This is a genomic window from Saccharopolyspora sp. ID03-671, assembly GCF_045278815.1.
Taxonomy (GTDB): domain Bacteria; phylum Actinomycetota; class Actinomycetes; order Mycobacteriales; family Pseudonocardiaceae; genus Saccharopolyspora; species Saccharopolyspora ipomoeae.
On the sequence record NZ_CP134054.1, the window covers coordinates 407,209 to 428,782 of the forward strand.

At 73.4% G+C, this 21,574-nt stretch carries 16 protein-coding genes; 9 read left to right on the forward strand and 7 right to left on the reverse strand.

Features of this window, described 5'->3' with window-relative positions; genetic code table 11:
- Positions 1 to 42: 42 nt before the first annotated feature.
- From REH65_RS02005 to REH65_RS02035, 7 genes are all read right to left on the reverse strand, one after another.
- Positions 43 to 633: an SAM-dependent methyltransferase gene (locus tag REH65_RS02005; protein ID WP_281454371.1), complete on the reverse strand. Its 591-nt coding sequence runs from the start codon at positions 631 to 633 to the stop codon at positions 43 to 45.
- Between the two features lie 23 nt (positions 634 to 656).
- Entirely contained in the window at positions 657 to 1,637 is a 981-nt protein-coding gene (locus tag REH65_RS02010) for a VWA domain-containing protein (RefSeq protein ID WP_281454650.1), read from the reverse strand.
- Between the two features lie 2 nt (positions 1,638 to 1,639).
- The gene (locus REH65_RS02015) at positions 1,640 to 2,524 is read right to left on the reverse strand and encodes a DUF58 domain-containing protein (protein WP_406693061.1); all 885 of its coding nucleotides are present in this window, start codon (positions 2,522 to 2,524) and stop codon (positions 1,640 to 1,642) included.
- A gap of 83 nt (positions 2,525 to 2,607) precedes the next feature.
- Positions 2,608 to 3,744 (reverse strand): AAA family ATPase, encoded by a 1,137-nt coding sequence (locus REH65_RS02020; RefSeq protein WP_406690999.1) that lies wholly within the window; start codon positions 3,742 to 3,744, stop codon positions 2,608 to 2,610.
- 259 nt (positions 3,745 to 4,003) lie between these two features.
- Positions 4,004 to 4,576: a molybdenum cofactor guanylyltransferase gene (locus REH65_RS02025; RefSeq protein ID WP_406691000.1), complete on the reverse strand. Its 573-nt coding sequence runs from the start codon at positions 4,574 to 4,576 to the stop codon at positions 4,004 to 4,006.
- 47 nt (positions 4,577 to 4,623) lie between these two features.
- Complete coding sequence (locus tag REH65_RS02030; protein WP_406691001.1) at positions 4,624 to 5,934, reverse strand: NlpC/P60 family protein; 1,311 nt, start codon at positions 5,932 to 5,934, stop codon at positions 4,624 to 4,626.
- Positions 5,935 to 6,071: 137 nt separating this feature from the next.
- A complete protein-coding gene (locus tag REH65_RS02035) occupies positions 6,072 to 6,857 on the reverse strand; it encodes an SIR2 family NAD-dependent protein deacylase (protein WP_406693062.1) in 786 nt (261 codons plus the stop codon).
- Between the two features lie 265 nt (positions 6,858 to 7,122).
- Between REH65_RS02035 and REH65_RS02040 the strand changes: the two genes are divergently transcribed.
- The 9 genes from REH65_RS02040 (at position 7,123) to REH65_RS02080 (ending at position 21,483) form a co-directional block, all read left to right on the forward strand.
- On the forward strand, positions 7,123 to 8,517 hold the full coding sequence (locus REH65_RS02040) for a nitrate/nitrite transporter (protein WP_406691002.1): 1,395 nt from the start codon (positions 7,123 to 7,125) through the stop codon (positions 8,515 to 8,517).
- Positions 8,510 to 10,585 (forward strand): molybdopterin oxidoreductase family protein, encoded by a 2,076-nt coding sequence (locus REH65_RS02045; protein WP_406691003.1) that lies wholly within the window; start codon positions 8,510 to 8,512, stop codon positions 10,583 to 10,585. The genes REH65_RS02040 and REH65_RS02045 overlap by 8 nt, the downstream gene beginning before the upstream one ends.
- Entirely contained in the window at positions 10,582 to 11,991 is a 1,410-nt protein-coding gene (locus REH65_RS02050) for an FAD-dependent oxidoreductase (RefSeq protein ID WP_406691004.1), read from the forward strand. The genes REH65_RS02045 and REH65_RS02050 overlap by 4 nt, the downstream gene beginning before the upstream one ends.
- Positions 11,988 to 14,507: a nitrite reductase large subunit NirB gene (nirB, locus tag REH65_RS02055; RefSeq protein WP_406691005.1), complete on the forward strand. Its 2,520-nt coding sequence runs from the start codon at positions 11,988 to 11,990 to the stop codon at positions 14,505 to 14,507. The genes REH65_RS02050 and nirB overlap by 4 nt, the downstream gene beginning before the upstream one ends.
- Positions 14,504 to 14,827 carry a nitrite reductase small subunit NirD gene (gene nirD / locus REH65_RS02060; RefSeq protein WP_281454378.1) on the forward strand — a complete coding sequence of 108 codons (324 nt, stop codon included), beginning with the start codon at positions 14,504 to 14,506 and terminating at the stop codon, positions 14,825 to 14,827. Before nirB ends, nirD begins: the two co-directional genes overlap by 4 nt.
- A complete protein-coding gene (locus REH65_RS02065; protein ID WP_406691006.1) occupies positions 14,824 to 15,969 on the forward strand; it encodes a uroporphyrinogen-III synthase in 1,146 nt (381 codons plus the stop codon). The genes nirD and REH65_RS02065 overlap by 4 nt, the downstream gene beginning before the upstream one ends.
- Complete coding sequence (locus tag REH65_RS02070) at positions 15,948 to 16,646, forward strand: sirohydrochlorin chelatase (protein ID WP_406691007.1); 699 nt, start codon at positions 15,948 to 15,950, stop codon at positions 16,644 to 16,646. Before REH65_RS02065 ends, REH65_RS02070 begins: the two co-directional genes overlap by 22 nt.
- 96 nt (positions 16,647 to 16,742) lie before the next feature.
- A complete protein-coding gene (locus tag REH65_RS02075; protein ID WP_406691008.1) occupies positions 16,743 to 17,132 on the forward strand; it encodes a hypothetical protein in 390 nt (129 codons plus the stop codon).
- A gap of 16 nt (positions 17,133 to 17,148) precedes the next feature.
- On the forward strand, positions 17,149 to 21,483 hold the full coding sequence (locus REH65_RS02080; protein ID WP_406691009.1) for an HAD-IC family P-type ATPase: 4,335 nt from the start codon (positions 17,149 to 17,151) through the stop codon (positions 21,481 to 21,483).
- Positions 21,484 to 21,574 lie beyond the last annotated feature (91 nt).

The following is a 21,574-nucleotide window of genomic DNA, read 5'->3' on the forward strand; positions in this document are numbered from 1 at the left end:
TCGACCGAGGGAAGACCGGGGTTCTTGAGTCGAGGGCTAGTGCTACGCCGAGCGGGGTCTGCGGGCCAGGTAGACCACCGCCGGGGGCAGGTTGCGCCAGACAGTGCGGCTGACGACCGTTTCCTCGAACGTCGCGCGCAGGTCCGCGTGCTGCCGGCGCGCAGGCGGCGCCCAACGCGTCCAGGTGTAGGCGAACTGCGTGAACGCGCCGTCCGGAGCCATCACCCCGGCCAGCAGCTCCACCAGCGGAATCCCGTCGACCGGGGCGTGCGCCACCCACGGCAGGCCGCTGACCACCACGTCAGCCCGGCCCAGCCCCCGCTCGGCCAGCAGCTCCGGAACCCGGCGGGCATCGGCGCACACCGACTCCACGCCCGGGAACCGGCCGCCCAGCTCGGCCGCCCAACCCTCGTTGAGCTCCACCGCCAGGTGCGTGCCCCGGCCCGCCAGCCGCCGCTGGATCACCTCGGTGAACGCACCCGTGCCCGGCCCCAGCTCCACGACCACCGGATCACCGGTCAACGGGATCGGGGCCACCATCTGCTCGGCCAGCGCCCGCGAACTCGGCCCCACGGCCGCGGTCGTGGTCGGCGACTTGACGAACTCCCACAGGAAACGAGCTGCCGTGCTCAAGGCGACGTTGCTCCCGTCGTCGGTTAAGGCAGTCTTCGACCGGCGAACAACGAGATCCCGGCCGCCACGATCGCGCAGAGCGTACCGAGCACCAACCACGGCTTGCTGGCATCTGTGTGCTTGGTCTCGTAGCCGATCTGCTCGCCGAGCGTCTCGTAGACCTCCCGCAGCTGCTCCGCGCTGGCCGCCTTGTGGAACTCACCGCCGGAGAGCCGGGCGATCTCCTGCATCGCCTCGTCGTCGACCTCGACCCACTCCTGCTCGCCCTCGATCTCGATCGAACCGTGCTTGGTCCCGAACGAGATCGTCGAGATCGGCACACCGGCCTTCTTCGCCTCACCGGCCTTCGTGTACGCCCCGCGCGGCGCGTCCATCTCCCGCGGGATCGTCTGCCCGCCGTCGGCCATGAGCACGATCCGCGCCGGAGGAGCCCCCGCCGGACCGCCCACCATCTTCCCGAACGAGTCGATCGCCTGCATCGAGGCGTTGATGCCATCACCGGTGGCCGTCGCCTCGGCCAGCTTCAGCGTGTCGATGGCCTGCTTGACGCTGGAGCGATCAGTCGTCGGCATGACCAGCACCGTCGCCGTCCCCGCGAACGACACCAGCCCCAGGTTGATGCCCGGGGTGAGCTTGTCGGCGAACTCCTTGGCCGCGACCTTCGCCGCCTCCAACCGGTTCGGCTCCACGTCGGTGGCCTTCATCGACAACGACACGTCGATCGTGAGCATCACCGTCGCCCGGTTGCGCGGGATCCGCTGCTCGGCCGTCGGACCCGCCAGCGCCACCGTCAGCACGATCAGCGCCACGCCCAGCAGCGCCGGAGGCACGTGCTTCCACCAGCCCTGCCTGCCCGAAGCCACCCGGTCCAGCACCGCCAGGTTCGAGAACTTCAGCGTGTCGCGCCGAGCCCGGCGCATCGCCCACACGTACCCGGCGACCAGCCCGGCCACCACGAACAGCAGCAGGAACCACCACGGCGCGGTGAACCCGGTCAGACTCAACATCACCCAGCTCCTCCGCCGGACCAGCCTCGCTTGCGCGCCATCACGAACCGCACCACGTCGGCGATCCAGTCGGAATCGGTCCGCAGCACCAGGTGCGCGCACCCGGCCCTGCGCAGAACTCCCGCCACGTCGTCGCGGTGCGCGGCCGCCGCAGCGGCGAACTCCTTGCGCAGCACCGGACTCGTGTGCACCTCACGTCGTTTGCCCGTCTCCGGATCCGACAGCAGCACCGTGCCCACGTCCGGCAGCTCCACGTCGCGCGGATCGAGCACCTCGATCGCCAGCAGCGAATGCCGGGCGCCCAAACCGCGCAACGCCCGCTGCCAGTCGGTCGGACCCAGGAAATCGGAGACCACCACCGCCAGCCCCCGTCGCCGCGGCGGACGGCGCAGCGACTCCAGCAGCGCCGCCAGGTTCCCCCGCGTGCCCTCCGGGGCGCGCGGGGTCTCGGCGACCTTCTTCAGCAGCGCCCGGGCATGACCCGAACCGCCGCGCGCCGGCAACCGGTGCTGCCCGGTGCCGTTGTCGACGACAGCACCGATCCGGTTGCCGCCACCGCTGGTCAGGAACATCACCGCGGCCAGCGCCGCCACCGCCAGCTCCCGCTTGTCGCACGCGGCGGTGCCGAAGTCCAGGCTCGGCGACAGGTCCATCGCCACCCACGTCTCCAGCTCGCGGTCGGCGACGGTCTGCCGGATGTGCGGTTCGGCCATCCGCGCGGTGACCGCCCAGTCCATCCGCCGCACGTCGTCGCCCGGCTGGTAGCTGCGGGCCTCGCCCGGCTCGCTGCCCGGTCCGGGCACCAGGCCCAGGTGGTTGCCCTGCAACAGCCCGTCGAGCCTGCCGCGCACGGTCAGCTCCAGCGCGCGCAGCGCGACCTCCATGCGCCCGGTGTCCAGGGCCGGTGGCGCCCAGGCCGGGCGGTCACCGCCGTCGTGCTCGGGTGCCGCCACGTCAGCCCCTCCCCTCACTGGTGCGGAGGCATCGGCGGCTGACCGTAGCCGGGCTGCCCGGCCGGACCGACCGGGGCCGGCTGCTGCGGTCCGCCCTGCGGACGAGCCGAGACCTGCGGCAGCGGCACGGTCTGCAGCACCCGGCCGACGATGTGCTCCACCGGGATCCCGTCGGCCAGCGCGTCGTAGGACAGCACCAGGCGGTGCCGCAGCACGTCGGGCACCACGTCCACCACGTCCTGCGGCAGCACGTAGTCGCGACCGCGCACCAGCGCCAGGGCGCGGGCGGCGGCGATGATGCCGAGGCTCGCCCGCGGCGAGGCGCCGTAGGAGACCCACCCGGCGACGTCGGAGAGGCCGTGCTCGTTGGGCATGCGGGTGGCGACCACCAGCCGCACCACGTAGTCGACCAGCGCGTGGTGCACGAACACGCCGGCGGCGACGTTCTGCAGCCGGATCAGCTCCTCGGGGTCGAGGACCCCGTTGGGCTCGGGCGGGGTGACGCCCATCCGGTAGATGATCTCGCGCTCCTCCTCCGCGGTCGGGTACTCGACCGGGAGCTTGAACAGGAAGCGGTCGCGCTGCGCCTCGGGGAGCGGGTAGACGCCCTCGTTCTCGATGGGGTTCTGGGTGGCCAGCACGAGGAACGGCGCGGGCATCGGGAAGCTCTCGCCGCCGATGGACACGTGCCGCTCGGCCATGACCTCCAGCAGCGCCGACTGCACCTTGGCGGGCGCGCGGTTGATCTCGTCGGCGAGCACGAAGTTCGCGAGCACCGGGCCGAGCTCGACGTCGAAGCGCTCGCTGCCCTGCCGGTAGATGCGGGTGCCGAGGATGTCGGCGGGCACCAGGTCGGGCGTGAACTGCAGGCGGGAGAAGGAGCCGCCGACGACGCGGGCGAAGGTCTCCACCGCGAGGGTCTTGGCGACGCCGGGCACGCCTTCGAGCAGGATGTGGCCCTTGGCCAGCAAGCCGGTCAGCATCCGCTCGACCAGGCGGTCCTGGCCGACGATGACCCGCTTGACCTCGAAGACGGTGCGTTCGAGCAGCTGCGCGTCGCGCGCCGGGGTGCTCGACGTCCCCGCCTGACCTGCTGGACGCGCCGCAGCGGCTCCGGCGCCCCCGCTCTCACCGTTGCCGGCCTCGGTCACTCTCAGCCTCCTCGTCGATGCGGCCTCGTCGGGCCGATCAAGATCCTGGCACGCCCCCCGCGCACGGCGCACGAGGGGGCGCATCGAACCCCCACCCAACCTCATGGCCGGTATGACGGCTGTGAAGCGAGGCCGCTTCGGCCTCCGCGCGTCGTGCCGGGACCGGCCCGAAGAGCATTGATTTCATTCGACACTGAAGCAATAGACATTCTTAAAACTTTGCGGCGCGCCGCTCCCCTCCTCTGCGGGATCATCCCGGTCAGGAGTCGGCGGCCTGCGCTCTGTCGAGGTCATCGGGGGTGTCCACGTCGGACACCTCAGCTGTGGTGGCGTCGACGCGAACCGGGTCGAGCGCTTCGAAGAGGGCTCGCACCGGGCGGTTTCGGACCTCCGACGGCATGGCATCGCGCAGCGCGCGCACCCGCCAGACCCCGAGGAGCCACTGCGGGCGCCCCCCGGGCTCGGCGAGCACCGCTCCCCCGGCTTCCGGGTCGGTGCGCAGCGCGTCGCGCAGCCGCGCGACGGTCTCGCGCGTGAGATGCGGATGATCGGCCGCGAGGATCGCGACGACGCCGTCGTCGGCGTCGAGGCAGCGCAGCCCGGCGTCCACGGCCGCCAGCGGCCCTCCCCCGGCCGGGTCCTCGACCGTCCAGCGCACCCCCGCCGCGGCCGGGCGTCGCGGACCCACGACCACCACCGGATCGGCACCGCTGAGCGCTGCGAGCGTGCGGTCGAGCAGGGTGCGGCCGCCGACCGGGAGCATCACCTTGTCCACGCCGCCGAGCCTGCTCGCCCGGCCCCCGGCCAGCACCACCGCCGCGAAATCCGCCACTCCCCCATGTTCGCAGGTCGCCCCGTTATCGCTGGCGACGAGGTGGTTCAGAGCACGCGCACCGCGTACCCGGTGATGCCGCTGTAGCGGACCGGGGCCACCCGGACCCGGGAACCGGAGTACGGCGCCTCGACCATCTTGCCGTTGCCCAGGTAGAGGGCGACGTGGTGGATGGAGCCGCCGTCGTCCCAGAACAGCATGTCGCCGCGGCGCATCTGCGACAGCGGGACGCGCTTGCCGGACTGGGCCTGGTAGCCGCTGTAGTGGTCCAGCGAGACCCCGGCCGCGGCGAACGCGTAGATCATCAACCCGGAGCAGTCGAACCCGATCTTGGCGTAGTCGCCGTAGGAGTCGGCCACTCCCCCGTCGCGGATGCCGCGCGTCGGGCCGCGCGAGTTGCCTCCGCCCCAGGCGTAGGGCATGCCCAGCTGGGACAGCGCTCGCGAGATGACGGCCTCGACGTCGCCGGAGGCGGAGGAGGCCGGGGCGCTGCTGCCCGCCTGGTGCTCGGAGGCCGAGGCGGCGTGGGCGGCCGCGGCCTGCTCCTCGCGGGCCTTGTCCTCCTGCCACTGCTCGTAGTCGGCGCGCTGGGCCTGCAGCCCCGAGACGTGCGACCGGGCGGCGTCGAGCTCGGCCTGGACCGAGTCGCGGTCCGCGCGCAACCCCTCGGCCTGCTGGGTCTGCTGGGTGCGGGCCTGGATGGCCGCCTGCTGGGCGGACTCGGCGGCCGCGCGGGCCTCGTCGGCGGCCTGGCGCTTGGCCTCGGCCTCGTCGAGGGCGGCGCGGGTCAGCGAGTCCTTGTTGACCTTCTCGATGCGGGCGCGTTCGAGGTCGTCGAGGACGTCGAGCTGGGAGTCGCTGATGGCGTCGAGCAGCGAGGCGCGCTCCAGCATCTCCTGCGGGTTGCGGGCGCCGACGTAGGCGGTGATCGATCCGAGCCTGCTGCCCTGCCGGTAGCTGCTGGCGGCGAACTGGTCGAGCCTGCTGCGCTGCTCCTCGATCCGGCCGGCGGCGGCGCGGGCCTCGGCGGCCGCGGCGTCGGCGGCGGTGCGGGCCTGGCCGTAGGCGGACTCGGCGCGCTGGAGGTCGACGCGGGCCTTGTTGGCGTCCTCCATCTTGACCTCGACCTGCGACTGCAGGCCGACCAGACGGGACTCGGCCTCGGCCAGCCGGTTGGCGAGCTCACCGGCCTGGCCCGCGGTGCGCTGGGCGTCGGCCTCGCCGGACTGGATCTCGGCGTCGCTGGGGTTCGGCGGAGGTGCCGGGACCGCCGCGCCGGTACCGGTGGCGCTGAGAGCGACCGCGCCGAGCAGCACCAGCACGCCGATCCTGCGCGCGCCTCGTTTCGTGGACAACACCCGTCACCTCCAGCAGATGCACCCGTTCGGAGTCGAACATTAATCCGAACGGAGTCACAATCAGCTGCAGTTTTGCATTGTCGCACCAGACGCACCACGCGAAACGAACGTTTCGTTTGCAACGTCAACCACTCGTGTCACATCTGTTCCCAGGTGGTGGGATCTCCCCAGGTGCGCAGCGGCTCGTCGGAGTCGATCAGCGGGGCGTCGGCGAGGCCGGGCAGGACGTCGGTCAGCGGGCCGCGCAGGACGGCGTCGGCGATGTCGTCGTAGGGGGTGGGCTCGGCGTTGCAGATGATCAGCTTCGCGCCCGCCCGGGCGGCCATCCCCGCGAACGCCGCGGCCGGGTGCACCGTCAGCGAGGTCCCCGCGGCCAGGAACAGGTCGCAGTCCAGGGCGGCGCGGCGCGCCTCGCGCACCACCTCGGCGTCGAGGGCCTGACCGAAGAACACCGTCCCGGACTTGAGGATGCCGCCGCAGGAGCGGCAGTCCGGATCTGGCTCGCCGTCGGCGACCCGCTGCAGGGCGTCGGTCATGGCGCCGGTGGCGCCGCAGTGCACGCAGACGGTCCGGCGCATCGTGCCGTGCAGCTCCAGGACCCGGTCGCGGGCGAGCCCGGCCTGCTGGTGCAGCTCGTCGATGTTCTGGGTCAGCAGCGCCCCCAGCCGCCCGGCGGCGTCGAGGTCGACGAACGCGCGGTGCGCGGCGTTGGGTTCGGCGTGCCAGGCGGGGTTGGCCGCGCGGGCCTGCCACGCGCGCACGCGGACGTCCTCGTCGGCGAGGTAGCTGTCGATGTCGGTGAGCCGCGCCGCCTGCGGGTTGCGGGTCCAGACCCCGTCGGGTCCCCGGAAGTCGGGGATGCCCGAGGCGGTGGACACCCCGGCCCCGGTGAGCGCGGTGATGCGGCGGGCGGCGCCGAACAGGTGGCGGGCGCGTTGCCAGGTCGCCCCCTCGTCGTGCCGGAACGTGCCGTCGTCGGACTCCGGGCCAGGTTGGGTCACGTCTCCAAGGTGCCACGGCGCGGGACGGGAACGAGCCACCGGGGGCGGCCTGTGTCGCCGATCACGGCCTTCCTGACCGGCGGCGGGACGATCATGTGAAGCCCGTTTTTCCTGCCGGTAACGCGTGGCAATTCAACGGGAAACAGGCGGTTCCTACCTTCGTGGCAACCCGTTGAGAGGAGCCGCGTTGACTGCGAACGCACGGGCCCCGAGAGGCCGCTGGATCGAGGGCTGGGACCCCGAGAACGAGGACCTCTGGGAATCCACCGGCAAGCACGTCGCGCGCCGGAACCTGATCTTCTCCATCATCTCCGAGCACATCGGCTTCTCCATCTGGAGCATCTGGTCGGTCCTGGTCCTGTTCATGGGCCCGGACATCGGACTGCCGTTCACGGCGTCGGAGAAGTTCCTGCTGGTGATCACCCCGAACCTGGTGGGCGCCGTGCTGCGGCTGCCCTACGCGGCGGCGGTGACCCGCTTCGGCGGCCGGAACTGGACCATCTTCAGCGCGCTGCTGCTGCTGGTGCCCGCCGGGCTGGCGTTCCACTTCGTGCAGCAGCCGGGCACGCCGCTGTGGGTGTTCATGCTCATCGGCGCCACGGCCGGTGTCGGCGGCGGCAACTTCGCCTCGTCGATGACCAACATCACGATCTTCTTCCCGCAGCGGCTGCAGGGCTGGGCGCTGGGCCTCAACGCCGGTGGCGGCAACATCGGCGTGGCCACCATCCAGGTGGTGGGCTTGCTGGTGATCGCCTTCGCGGGCAACACCCACCCGTCCTACGTGGCGGCGATCTACCTGCCGCTGATCGCGGTGTCGGCGATCTGCGCGGCGCTGTTCATGGACAACGTCGACGCCATCAAGGCGAAGCCGGGCGCGCTGGCCGAGGCCTGCCGCAGCAGGCACACCTGGTGGATCTCGTTGCTGTACGTGGGCACCTTCGGGTCGTTCATCGGGTTCAGCTTCGCGTTCGGCCTGGTGCTGCAGACCGAGTTCGACTTCACCCCGCTCCAGGCGGCGTCCTGGACGTTCCTGGGCCCGCTGGTGGGGTCGGTGTCGCGGCCGCTGGGCGGCTGGCTGGCCGACCGGGTCGGCGGTGCGCGGGTGACGCTGTGGAACTTCGTGCTCATGGCCGCCGGTGTGGCGGTGCTGCTGGTGGCCTCCGCGCAGGGTTCGTTCGGGCTGTACGTGGCGGCGTTCATCGCGCTGTTCCTGCTGACCGGCCTGGGCAACGGCTCGACCTACAAGATGATCCCGGCGGTCTACGCCGAGGAGGCCGAGCACGAGGTGACCTCCGGCGGTGAGGCCGTGGCGGCCTTCGCCAAGGCGCGGCGCCTGTCCGGTGCGGTCATCGGCATCGCCGGGGCGATCGGCGCGCTCGGCGGGGTGGGCATCAACCTGGCGTTCCGCTCGTCCTACGGCGGCGCCGCGGCCAGCGGTGACGGGGCGCTGATGGTGTTCCTCGCCTACTACCTGGTGTGCGTGCTGGTGACCTGGGCGGTGTACCTGCGGGGTGCGCTCAAGCCCGGTCGGGTTCCGGCGGGTCGGCCGGAGAAGCGGACCGCGGAGGCAGGCCGTGCCTGACGTTCGAACCGTGGCCACGCACTGCCCGTACTGCGCCCTGCAGTGCGGCACCCGGCTCACGCGCGAGCGGCGCGGGGTGTCGGTGCGCCCGACGGACTTCCCGGTGAACCGGGGCGGGCTGTGCCAGAAGGGGTGGACCGCTCCGTCCCTGCTGGACGTCGCCGACCGGCTGCGCCACCCGATGGTGCGCCGCGACGGCGAGCTCGTCCCGGTGTCCTGGGACATCGCGCTCGACACCATCGCCACGGGTCTCGGTCGCATCCGGGCCGAGCGCGGCCCGGATGCGATCGGGGTGTTCGGCGGTGGCGGTCTCACCAACGAGAAGGCCTATCTGCTGGGCAAGTTCGCGCGGCTGGCGCTGGGCACGAGCCAGATCGACTACAACGGCCGGTTCTGCATGTCCTCGGCCGCCGCGGCCGGCAACGCAGCGTTCGGGGTGGACCGGGGGCTGCCGTTCCCGGTGACCGACCTGGGCGGGGCCGACGTGGTGCTGCTGGCCGGGGCGAACCCGGCCGAGACGATGCCGCCGCTGATGCAGCACCTGCGGTCGCCGGAGCTGATCGTCATCGACCCGCGCCGCACGGCCACGGCCGAGCAGGCGGCGCTGCACCTGCAGCCGCTGCCGGGCACGGATCTGGCGCTCGCGCTGGGACTGCTGCACATCGCGGTCGTCGACGGCCACAGCGACACCGGCTACATCGCCGAGCGCACCGGCGGCTTCGAGTCCGCCTGGCAGCGGGCGATGTCGTGGTGGCCGGAGCGGGTCGAGCGGGTCACCGGCGTCCCGGTGTCCGAGCAGCGCCAGGCGGTGCGGATGCTCGCCGAGGCCGGCAGCGCGTACGTGCTCACCGGCCGGGGCGCCGAGCAGCACAGCAAGGGCGTGGACACCGTCTCGGGGTTCATCAACCTGGCGCTGGCGCTGGGACTGCCGGGTCGTCCCGGTGGCGGGTACGGCTGCCTGACCGGGCAGGGCAACGGCCAGGGCGGCCGGGAGCACGGCCAGAAGGCCGATCAGCTGCCCGGCTACCGGATGATCACCGATCAGGCCGCGCGCGAGCACGTCGCCGAGGTGTGGGGCGTGCGCCCGGAGGTGCTGCCCGGCCCGGGTCGTTCGGCCTACGAGCTGCTTGACGCGCTGGGCACCGAGGACGGGCCGAGCGCGCTGCTGGTCTTCGGTTCCAACCCGGTGGTCTCGGCGCCCAACGCCGCCCACGTGACCGACCGCCTGAAGGCCCTGGAGCTGCTGGTGGTGGCCGACTTCGTGCCGTCGGAGACCACCGAGCTGGCCGACGTGGTGCTGCCGGTGACCCAGTGGGCCGAGGAGGAGGGCACCATGACCAACCTGGAGGGCCGCGTCCTGCGGCGCCGCGGGTTGCAGGTGCCGCCGGGGCACGCGCGCAGCGACCTGGAGGTGCTGCACGGCATCGCCACCCGGCTGGGCGAGCCCGGGCACCGCTACCCCACCCGGCCGCGCGAGGTCTTCGAGGAGCTGCGCCGCGCCTCGGCCGGTGGCAAGGCCGACTACTCGGGCATCAGCTACGAGCGCCTCGACGCCGGGGAGGCGCTGCACTGGCCGTGCCCGGACGGCGAGCACCCGGGAACGCCCCGGCTGTTCCTGGACGGTTTCGCCCACGCCGATGGACGCGCGCGGTTCGTCGCGGTCGAGCACCGCGAGGCCGGTGACGTCCCGGCCGAGGTGTTCCCGCTGACCGCCACGACCGGCCGCGTGCTGGCGCAGTACCAGTCGGGGGCGCAGACCCGCCGGGTCGCCGAGCTCAACGAGGCGGCTCCCGAGGCGTTCGTGGAGGTCCACCCCGACACCGCCGCTCGCGCGGGGCTGGCCGAGGGCGCGCGGGCCCGGGTGACCTCGCCGCGCGGCAGCACCGTCGCCACCGTGCGCCTGGTCCCGACGATGCGCACCGACACGGTGTTCCTGCCGTTCCACTTCCCCGGCGACGGACGGGCGAACCTGCTCACCTCCGACGCGCTGGACCCGCGCAGCCGGATGCCGGAGTTCAAGGTCAGCGCGGTGCGCCTGGAACCGGAGCGGGAGGTGGTCGCGCCATGACCGCCCTCAACCCGACCGCCGGGCGGGTCGTCGTGGTCGGCAACGGCCCGGCCGCGCACCGCTTCGTCGAGCGCCTGCGCGCGCTGGGCCATGACGGCCCGGTGACCGTGCTCGGCGCCGAGGGGCAGCCCGCCTACAACCGGGTGCTGCTGGGCTCGGTGCTGGACGGGTCGCTGCCCGCCGGCGCGGTGTCGCTGCCGGAGCTCGACGCCGAGGTGCACCTCGGGTGCGCGGTGACCGACATCGACCGGGCGCAGCGGGTGGTGCGCGCCGAGGACGGCCGCGAGTTCGGCTACGACGCGCTGGTGCTGGCCACCGGGGCGCGGCCGCTGGTGCCGGAGGTGCGGGGTCTGGGCGCCGAGCGGCTCACCGCGCTGCGCACCCTCGACGACTGCGCGCGCCTGGTGGAGGGCACCGGCCCGGTCGCGGTGCTCGGTGGCGGTGTGCTCGGGGTGGAGACCGCGCGGGCGCTGCTGGCGCGCGGGCACCGGGTCACCCTGGTGCACCGCGAGGAGCACCTGATGGACCGCCAGCTCGACGAGGTCGGCGGCCGGATGCTGGCCGAGCGGCTGACCGCGCTCGGGGTGGACGTGCGGGTGGGAGTGAAGGCCGGTTCGTACCGGGCGCCGGTGCTGCGGCTCGGCGACGGCGAGGAGGTCCCGGCCGAGCGGGTGGTGGCCTGCACCGGGGTGTGGCCGAACGTGACGCTCGCGCAGCGCGCCGGGGTGTCGGTCAACCGCGGTGTGGTCGTCGACGACCGGCTGCGCACCAGCGATGAGCGCATCCACGCGATCGGCGACTGCGCCGAGCACCGCGGCACCACGCCCGGCCTGGTCGGCGCGGCCTGGGAGCAGGCCGAGGCGCTGGCGGCACACCTGTCTTCCGGTCGCGACGCGGCGCACTCCGGGACCCGGGTCGTGTCGCGGCTCAAGGCCCGGGGCATCGACCTGGTCTCGGTCGGTTCGGTGCGCGCGCTGGGCGCGGCCGACGCCGAGATCGTCACGCTGTCGGATCCGGCGCGGGGCCGCTACGCCAAGCTCGCGCTGCGCTCCGGGCGGATCTCCGGCGCGGTGCTGCTGGGGTTCCCTGCCGCGATCGCCGCCGTGAGCCAGCTGCACGACCGGGACCTGCCGATGCCCGCGGACCGGTTGTCGCTGCTGCTGGGCACCCCGGCGGCGGTGCCGGGCGCTCCGGTGGAGCTGCCCGAGGACGCGGTGCTGTGCCGCTGCAACAACGTCACCAAGAAGTCCCTGATCACCGCCTGGCACGGAGGTGCCCGGTCGGTCGCCGAGCTGGCCAGGGCAACGCGGGCGACCACCGGCTGCGGGGGCTGCGTCGACGACGTCGGCCGGCTCTGCGGCTCGTTGGCGGATCGCATCGAATCAGAAAGGGAGGGCGCGGCATGACCCGCACGCTCGTCGTCGTCGGCCACGGGATGGTCGGCCACCGGCTCGTTGAAACACTCCGCGATCGCGATGAGGCGAACGCCTGGCGGATCGTCGTGCTCGGCGAGGAGCCCCGCCCCGCCTACGACCGGGTGGGGCTGTCGTCCTACCTGGACGGCAAGAGCGCCGAGGACCTGAGCCTGACGGGTCAGGACGTCCTCGACGACCCGATGGTCGACCTGCGGCTCAACGCCGCGGTGACCGGTGTGGACACCGGTGCCCGCGCGGTGACGCTGGACAGCGGCGAGTCGCTGACCTACGACGCGCTGGTGCTGGCGACCGGGTCGAAGCCGTTCGTGCCGCCGGTGCCCGGTCACCAGCTGCCCGGCGCGTTCGTCTACCGCACGATCGACGACCTCGATGCGATCCGCGAGGCCGCCACGGAGGGCCGCGACGGCGTGGTCATCGGCGGCGGGCTGCTGGGTCTGGAGGCGGCCAACGCGCTGCGGCTGCTGGGCATGCGCCCGCACGTGGTGGAGATGGCGCCCCGGCTGATGCCGCTGCAGGTCGACGAGGGCGGCGGGCAGGTGCTGCGCGGTCTCGTCGAGGAGCTGGGCCTGACCATCCACGCCGGCGCGGCCACGCAGTCCCTCGACGGCGAGGAGCGCGTCACGGGTGTGACGCTGGCCGACGGCACGGTCATCGACACCGACCTGGTGGTGTTCTCCGCCGGGGTGCGCCCGCGCGACGAGCTGGCCGAGATCGCCGGTGTGGCGCGCGGTGAGCGCGGCGGGTTCCTCGTCGACGACGCCTGCCGCACCAGCGTCGAGGGCGTGTGGGCGATCGGTGAGTGCGCGGCGGTCGAGGGCCGCTGCTACGGCCTGGTCGCGCCCGGCTACGCGATGGCCGAGGGCGTGGCCGATCAGCTGCTGGAGCTCGGCGAGGGCACCTTCCCGGGTGCCGACATGTCGACCAAGCTCAAGCTGCTCGGTGTCGACGTGGCCAGCTTCGGCGACGCGCACGGCACCACGGAGGGCGCGCTGGAGGTCGTCTACGCCAACAACGCGGCGGGCACCTACGCCAAGCTGGTGCTCTCCGACGACGCCCGGGTGCTGCTGGGCGGGGTGCTGGTCGGTGACGCGAGCGCCTACGCGGTGCTGCGTCCGCTGGTGGACCGCGAGCTGCCCGCGCCGCCGGAGCAGCTGCTGCTGCCCGCCGGGTCCGGTGTGGACTCGGGTGCGCTGCCCGACGACGCGACGGTGTGCTCCTGCAACAACGTGACCAAGGGCGAGATCACCTGCGCGATCGCCGAGCACGGCCTGGCCGACGTGCCGGAGGTCAAGTCCTGCACCAAGGCCGGCACCAGCTGCGGTTCGTGCGTGCCGATGCTCAAGACGCTGCTGAACGAGTGCGGCGTGGTGACCTCGAAGGCGTTGTGCGAGCACTTCACCCAGTCGCGGGCGGAGCTGTTCGAGATCGCGCAGGCCACCGGCATCGGCTCGTTCTCGGAGCTGATCACCAAGCACGGTTCCGGGCGCGGCTGCGACATCTGCAAGCCCGCGGTGGCCTCGATCCTGGCCAGCCTCGGCAACGGCCACATCCTGGAGGGCGAGCAGGCGTCGCTGCAGGACACCAACGACCGGTTCCTGGCCAACATCCAGCGCAACGGCACCTACTCGGTGGTGCCGCGGGTGCCCGGTGGGGAGATCACCCCGGAGAAGCTCATCGTGCTCGGCGAGGTCGCCAAGGAGTTCGGCCTCTACACCAAGATCACCGGCGGGCAGCGCATCGACCTCTTCGGCGCGCGGGTGGAGCAGCTGCCGGAGATCTGGAAGAAGCTGGTGGACGCCGGTTTCGAGTCCGGTCACGCCTACGGCAAGGCGCTGCGAACGGTGAAGTCCTGCGTCGGCAACGACTGGTGCCGCTACGGCGTGCAGGACTCGGTGAGCATGGCGATCCGCCTGGAGCTGCGCTACCGGGGTCTGCGCTCGCCGCACAAGCTCAAGTCCGCGGTGTCGGGCTGCGCCCGCGAGTGCGCCGAGGCGCGCGGCAAGGACTTCGGCGTCATCGCCACCGACAAGGGCTGGAACCTCTACGTCGGCGGCAACGGCGGGTTCACCCCGCGCCACGCCGAGCTGCTGGCCGCCGACCTCGACGACGAGCGGCTGATCCAGCTCATCGACCGGTTCCTGATGTTCTACGTGCGCACCGCCGACCGGTTGCAGCGCACCTCGGCGTGGGTGGAGTCGCTCGACGGCGGGCTGGAGCACCTCAAGGAGGTCGTCGTCGAGGACTCGCTGGGCATCGCCGAGGAGCTGGAGGCCGCGATGCAGCGCCACGTCGACACCTACTCCGACGAGTGGGCGGGCGTGCTGTCGGACCCGGGCAAGCTCTCGCGGTTCGTGTCGTTCGTCAACGCCCCCGACGCGCCCGACCCCACCATCCGCTTCATCGAGGAACGCGGTCAGATCCGCCCGGGCCCGGTGAGCCTGCCGATGCCCGAGATCGTCGCCCCGAAACAGGAGGTCCGCTCGTGAACTGGCACCAGATCTGCGACATCGAACTGCTGCTGCCCGAGTACGGCGTTCCGGCGCTCATCGGCGAGCACCCGGTGGCCGTGTTCCGCACCCACGACGACGAGCTGTACGCGATCGGCAACGTCGACCCGTTCTGCGGGGCCGGGGTGATGAGCCGCGGCATCGTCGGTGACCGGGGCGGGGAACCGACCGTGGCCTCGCCGATGCTCAAGCAGGTGTTCTCGCTGCGCACCGGGGAGTGCCTGGACGACCCGGGCGCGCGGCTGCCGGTGTTCCCGGTGCGCCGCCGCGAGACCGTCGTGGAGGTCGCGCTCCCTTGAGCGAAGAACTGACCGGCTACACCGTCGCGGTCACCGCGGCGAGACGGGCCGAGGAGCTGGGCTCGTTGCTGGAGCGCCGCGGCGCGCGGGTCGTGCACGGCCCGGCGCTGCGGATCCTCCCGCTGGCCGACGACACCGAGCTGCGCCGCGTCACCGACGAGTGCCTGCAGCACCCGCCGGACGCGGTCGTGGCCACCACCGGCATCGGCTTCCGGGGCTGGGTGGAGGCCGCCGACGGCTGGGGCGTGGGTGCCGAGCTGCTGGACGCGCTGAGCTCGGCGCGGCTGCTGGCGCGGGGGCCGAAGGCGCGGGGCGCGGTGCGGGCGGCCGGGCTGCCCGACCCGTGGTCGCCGACCTCGGAGTCCTCGGCGGAGCTGCTGGAGCACCTGCTCGGCGAACCCCTCGACGGGCTGCGGATCGCGGTGCAGCTGCACGGCCAGCCGCTGCCGGACTTCGTCGAGGCGCTGCACTGCGCCGGGGCGAAGGTCATCGAGGTGCCGGTGTACCGGTGGACGGCACCGGCCGACATCACCGCGCTGGAGAGCCTGCTGGCGGCGGTGTGCGCGCACCAGGTCGACGCGGTGACCTTCACCAGCGCTCCGGCGGCGGCGAGCCTGCTGTCGCTGGCCGCCGAGCGGAACTGCCGGGACGAGCTGCTGACGGCGCTGCGCGGTCCGGTGCTGGCGGCGTGCGTGGGTCCGGTGACGCACGCGCCGCTGGCCGACCGCGGGGTGCCCGCGGTGATCCCGGAGCGGTTCCGGATCGGCGCGCTGGTGCGGTCGTTGTGCGAGGCGTTGCCGATGCGCTCGCCGACGCTGCCGGTGGCCGGGCACAGCCTCCAGGTGCGCGGGCACGCCGCCATCCTCGACGGAGAGGTCAAGCAGCTGTCGCCGCAGGGAACGACGCTGCTGCGGGCGCTGGCCGAGCGGCCGGGACGGGTGGTCTCGCGGCCGGCGCTGGCCGCAGCGCTCAACTGCGCCGGTGGCGGTGCCGCCGACGAGCACGCCGTCGAGCAGGCGGTGGCGCGGCTGCGGTCCTCGCTCGGCCGGCCGCAGCTGGTGCAGACCGTGATCAAACGCGGATACCGACTTCCGCTGGAACCGATGGGGGACTCCCCGCGATGCGCCGATCCGTTGCCGTGAAACCCGCGCACCCGCCGCTGCTGCTGGTGGCCCACGGAACCCGCGACCCCGCGGGGCCGCGGGTGATCGAGCACCTGGCCGAGGCCGCCGCGCAGCGGCTCGACGTGCCGGTGCACGTCGGCTACGTCGACGTCATCGGCCCGACCGTGGCCGAGGCCCTGGAGCAGGTGCCGGGTCCGGTCGTGGCGCTGCCCGCGTTCCTGGCGGCCGGTTATCACGTGCGCGCCGACCTGCCCGAGCAGGTCGCGGCCACCGGCAGGCGGGACGTGACGATCACCGAACCGCTGGGGCCGGCGCGGGAGATCACCGAAGCGCTGCGGGACCGGCTGACCGAGGCCGGGTGGCGCCCGGGTCACCGGGTGCTGTTCTCGGCGGCCGGATCCTCCGACGAACGCGCGCTGGCCGATGTGCGGGCTGCCGCGCGGCGGCTGGGTCGCGCGTGCGGGCAGTGGCTCAACCCCAGCTACGTCACCACGGCCGCCCCGGCGACCGAGGAGATCCACCAGCCCGGTGACTTCGTGGCCCCGTACCTGCTGGCCCCGGGCCTGTTCCACCGGCGGCTGGCCGCGCTTCCGGTGGCTGGGGTCGCCGAGCCGATCGGGGTGCACCCGGCGGTGGTGGAGTTGATCGCCCGCCGCTACCGCGCTGCGGCGCGCAGCGGCAGCACCGCGGCCTGAGCCGACCGTCGTGCGCGGACACCGCGCGTTCACCCGACACGACTGACCCGTTCGCAGTAGCCTGAGCTGGTCCTGACGTCGTAGAAGGGCACCGCGATGGCCACCACCGGCTCCACACACACCCAGCGCGGCCGCAAGTCGTCGGGGCCGAAGCAGACACGCTCGTCGGCTTCCGGTTCCAGTGCTCGGAAGACGGCGAGCGCGAAGAAGCCCGACTCCACCGGCGCCTCGATCCCGGTCCCCTACGTCACCGCGTCCTGGCACACCACCCAGATCCCGCTGCCCGAGATGCCGGGCCGGGACAACCTCGCCTCCACGGTCACGGCGGTGCGCTCGAACCTGCCGTCGCCGGAACAGATGCTGTTCTACGGCGGTCTGACCGCAGCGGCGGCGCTGAGCGTGATCGAGTGGCCGGTGGCCGCGGCGATCGGCATCGGCGCGGCCGTGATGCGGCGCAGCTCCGGCCAGGACGCCGACCAAGACTGACCGCACTGGAGTGCCGATGCCGCTGCGCCGGCTGCTGTCCCGAGCCGCCCAGATCGCCGCGCCGGTGCTGCGGGCCGCCCAGGTGGCCACGTCCTCCCCGTTCGATCGCCGTGTCTGGCGCGGCAGGGAGCGCAGCCACCTGGAGATGCGCGGTGTGCACCTGCCCGACAACGAGCTCGCCGCCCGGGAGGTCGAACGACGCCTGGCGGAAATACCCGGCGTCCACGCGGCCGAGGTCAACGCCGTGCTCGGCCGGGTGGTGCTGCGGCACGATCCGGAACTGCCCGATCTCGACGAGCCGGCCCGGGTCGTCGGCGAGGTCGAAGCGGATTTCGGCCTGGGTGATGCGGAGGTCGCGCCGCGCAGCGACCGGCATCCCGGCAACGCCGAGGCGGTGCTGCGCGACGCCGGTGCGGTGGCGGTCTCCGCCGTCGGGCTCGGCTACTCGAGCCTGACGGCGTTGCTGCCGCTGCGGCTGGTCTCCCCGCTGGTACCGGCCGCGGTGTCACTGGTCGACACGGTGCCGTGGATGCGGCGCGGGGTGCGCCAGGTCGTCGGGCGGACGCCGCTGGAGATCACGCTCGCACTGGGCGGTGCCGCCGGGCAGGGCCTGGCCGGCCGACCGCTGGGGGCGCTGACCGATCTGTGCGGCCGGTTCTGCTCCGCCCGGGAAACCCTGTCGCGGCACCAGGCCTGGCAGCACTGGGAGGGCACGCTGCCGCACCGCTGCGCGGCGCTGCCGGTGCCACCGCGGCCGTGCCCGCCGCCGGACGGTCCGGTCGAGCGCGTCGCCAACGCCTCCGGCACGGCCGCGGTGGGCGGCGCGACCACGGTGTACCTCCTCTCGCGCGCCCCGCAGCGGGCGCTGGGCGCGTTGCTGGCGGCGGTGCCCAAGCCCGCGGTCGCCGGGCGAGAGGCGTTCGCGACGTCGCTGAGCACCTCGCTGTCGGCACACGAAGGCCTGGTGCTGGAGCCGGACGCGCTGCGGCTGCTGGATCGGCTGGACACCGTGGTGTTCGACGCCGCGACGCTGCTGACCGGGCGCCGCGTGGTCGATTCGGTGGTCGCGCTCGAGGAGGGCGAGGATCCGGCGCGGCTGTACGCCCGCGCGGCCGAGCTCATTGACCCGGCCAAACCGAACGAGCCCCGCCACCAGGACCGCTGGGCGGTGCTGCCGCTGGAGGACTGCGACCCGTTGCCCGATCCGATCGCGCGGGCCGCGAAGTACGAGACCGCGCGTGGAGCCACGGTGGTCGCGTTGCGGCGCGACGGCAGGACCGTGGCGCTGGTGGTGGTGGCCGACGAGCTCGATCCGCTGGCCGAGGCCCTGGTGGACACCGCCCGCGGCGTGGCGTCGAGCGTGCTGGTCGCCGGTTCCCGGGGCGGCCTGGACCGGCGGCTGGGCCTCGACGGCGCGATGCCCGGCGGCTCCCGGCTGGTCAGGGGCGTGCACCGGTTGCAGCGCGACGGCGCGGTCGTGTCGGTGGTCTCGCACCGCGACAGCGCCGCGCTGGCGGCCGCCGACCTCGGCATCGGACTCTCCACATCGGACCCGGCAGGGTGGGCCGCCGACGTGCTCTGCCCGCACGCCGGCGTGTTGCACACACTGCTCGGCTCGGCCGAGAACGCGCGCACCGCGAGCAGGTACGCCGCCGGGATCTCCATGACCGGAGGCGTGCTGGGAGCGCTGTTCGCCGCGTTCGGCCCGGCCACCGGCGCCCCCGCGCGGGCCTCGATGCCGGTGCACGTGGCCACCCTCTCCGCGTGCGCGACCGGAACCTGGATCGCGCTGCGCGCGGCCAGCCTGCCCCCGCCCCTGCCGCGGGAGCGCACCCCGTGGCACGCGATGCCCGCCGCGGCAGTTCTCGCGACGCTGAACAGCTCCGAGCAGGGCCTGACCCAGGCGGTGGCCGCCGAGCGGCACCGTCCCACCGACGGCGCCGGCGACTCGCCGGGGCTGTTCGCGGCGACCATCGAGGGCCTGATCACGCCGATCACGCCGGTGCTGGGTGCCGGAGCGGTGATCTCGGCGGGCCTGGGATCGGTGATCGACGCGGTGCTCATCGGCGGCGTGCTGCTGGCCAGCGCACTGATCGACGGCATGCAGCGCCGGGCCACCGACCGGGAGCTGGGCAAGTTGCTGGAGGCCGGGCAGACCCCGGCCCGGCTGCGGCGCGAGGGCTGCAGCGAGATCGTGCCCGCCGACCGGCTGGTGCCCGGTGACGTCGTCGAATTGCGCGCGGGCGACGGTGTTCCGGCCGACTGCCGGGTGCTCGAGGCCGAGTCGCTGGAGGTCGACGAATCCGGGCTGACCGGTGAGTCCCAGCTGGTCGCCAAGAACGCGGCCCCGACCACGGCGCCGGCGGTCGCCGATCGGACCTGCATGCTCTACCAGGGCACCGTCATCGCCAGCGGCAGTGGCCTCGCGGTGGCGGTCGCCGTCGGCGGGCGCACCGAGATGGGCCGCACCACCGCGCAGGTCACCGCGACCGACGACGAGACCGGGGTGGAGGTCCGGCTGGCGGAGCTGACCAAGAAGGTGCTGCCGGTCTCGATCGGCGCCGGCGTGCTGCTGTTCGCCTCCGACCTGCTGCGCGGGGTGCCGATGGGGCAGACCATCGCGCGCTCGGTCGGCCTGGCGGTGGCCGCCGTTCCGGAAGGGCTGCCGTTCGTGGCCACGCTCGCCGAGCTGGCCGCCGCGCGCCGGATGTCGCAGCGCGGCGTGCTGGTGCGCAGCCCAGCGACCATCGAGGCACTCGGCCGGGTCGACGCGCTGTGCTTCGACAAGACCGGCACCCTGACCCAGGGCCGCATCGCGCTCGGCGAGGTCTCCGACGGCCGAGAGTGCCGGGACATGGACGAGCTGGAGCCGGTGCACCGGGAGATCGTGGCGGCGGCGCTACGCGCCACTCCCCGCCCGGAGGACGACCACCCGCTGCCGCACCTGACCGACCGCGCGGTGCTCGAAGGCGCGCGCGGAATCGGTCTGGACACCGACGGCGAGGTGCTCGCGGAGCTGCCCTTCGAGCCCTCGCGCGGTTTCCACGCCGTGCACACCGACCGGCTGCTTTCGGTCAAGGGCGCACCGGAGGTGATGCTGGAACGCTGCGCCCGCTGGCGGCGCGACGGGCAGCCGCACCCGTTCGACGAGCAAGCCCGTGCCGACATCGAGGCCGAGGTGGAACGGCTGGCACTGCGCGGCTTCCGGCTGCTGGCCGTCGCCGAACGCCGGGTGGGCCCCGGTTTCGGGCTCGACGAATCCACCGTGGACGACCTGGAGCTGGTGGGGCTGCTGGGTCTGGCCGATCCGGTGCACGCCACCGCGGCGGAGGCCGTGGGCCGGCTGGGTCGTGCGGGCGTGGACGTCATCATGATCACCGGCGATCACCCCAGCACCGCCGAGGCCATCGCCGCCGAGCTCGGCATGCTCGGCGACAAGCGCGTGCTCACCGGCGCCGAGCTGGACCTGCTCGACGACGAGCAGCTCGCCGGCGAAGTGCCGAAGGTGGCGGTGTTCGCCCGGGTCAGCCCGGGCCAGAAGGCGCGGATCGTGCGCTGCCTGCGCGATGCGGGCCGAGTGGTCGCCATGACCGGCGACGGCGCCAACGACGTGCCCGCGATCAACCTGGCGCACGTGGGCATCGCCTTCGGTTCCCACGCCACCCCCGCCGCCCGCGATGCCGCCGACCTGGTGGTCGCCGACGACAGGATCGAGACGCTCACCGAGGGCATCGCCGAGGGCCGGGGCATGTGGATCTCTGTGCGCGAGGCGCTGGCGGTGCTGCTGGGCGGCAACCTCGGCGAGATCGGCTACGCGCTGGGCACCGGGTTGATCAGCCCCTCGGCCGCGCTCAACGCCCGGCAGCTGCTGGTGGTCAACATGCTCACCGACGTGCTGCCCACGATCGCGATCGCGGTCCGCCCGCCCGCCGACCGGACCCCGGAGAAGCTGCTGTCCGAAGGACCGGACGCCTCGCTGGGTTCGACCCTGGCCCGCGAGATCGGCGCCCGCGCGGTGGGCACCGCGGTCGCAGCCGGACTGTCCTGGACGCTGACCCGGCCGCTGGCCACCGCCGGGCAGGCCCGCACCGCAGGGCTGGTCGGGTTGGTGTCCACCCAGCTGGCCCAGACGCTGACCTCGCGCGGCCGCACCCCACTGGTGGTGCTGGCCGCCGCGGGCTCGGCGCTGGTGCTGGTCGCGCTGGTGCAGATCCCCGGTGTGAGCCAGTTCTTCGGCAGCACCCCGCTGCTGCCGCACCAGTGGGCGATCGCGCTGGGCGCCTCGGTCGTGGTGGCGCTGGCGGTGCAGGTGTGGCAGCAGCGGCCCGTGGGGCGCAGGATCACTGCTTGACCTGCAGAGTTGAGCACCGGTTCACCGGCCGGTCACCTGCGTTGCGAACACGGCTAACCCGCCGCCCGCACGCTCGGAGGCGTTCCGCACC

Coding starts and splice junctions, on each gene's coding strand:
- REH65_RS02015 (WP_406693061.1), bottom strand. CDS start 2,524: ATGGAGGTCGCGCTGCGCGCGCTGGAGCTGACCGTGCGCGGCAGGCTC.
- REH65_RS02050 (WP_406691004.1), top strand. CDS start 10,582: ATGACCGCCCTCAACCCGACCGCCGGGCGGGTCGTCGTGGTCGGCAAC.
- nirB (WP_406691005.1), top strand. CDS start 11,988: ATGACCCGCACGCTCGTCGTCGTCGGCCACGGGATGGTCGGCCACCGG.
- REH65_RS02070 (WP_406691007.1), top strand. CDS start 15,948: ATGCGCCGATCCGTTGCCGTGAAACCCGCGCACCCGCCGCTGCTGCTG.
- REH65_RS02075 (WP_406691008.1), top strand. CDS start 16,743: ATGGCCACCACCGGCTCCACACACACCCAGCGCGGCCGCAAGTCGTCG.
- REH65_RS02080 (WP_406691009.1), top strand. CDS start 17,149: ATGCCGCTGCGCCGGCTGCTGTCCCGAGCCGCCCAGATCGCCGCGCCG.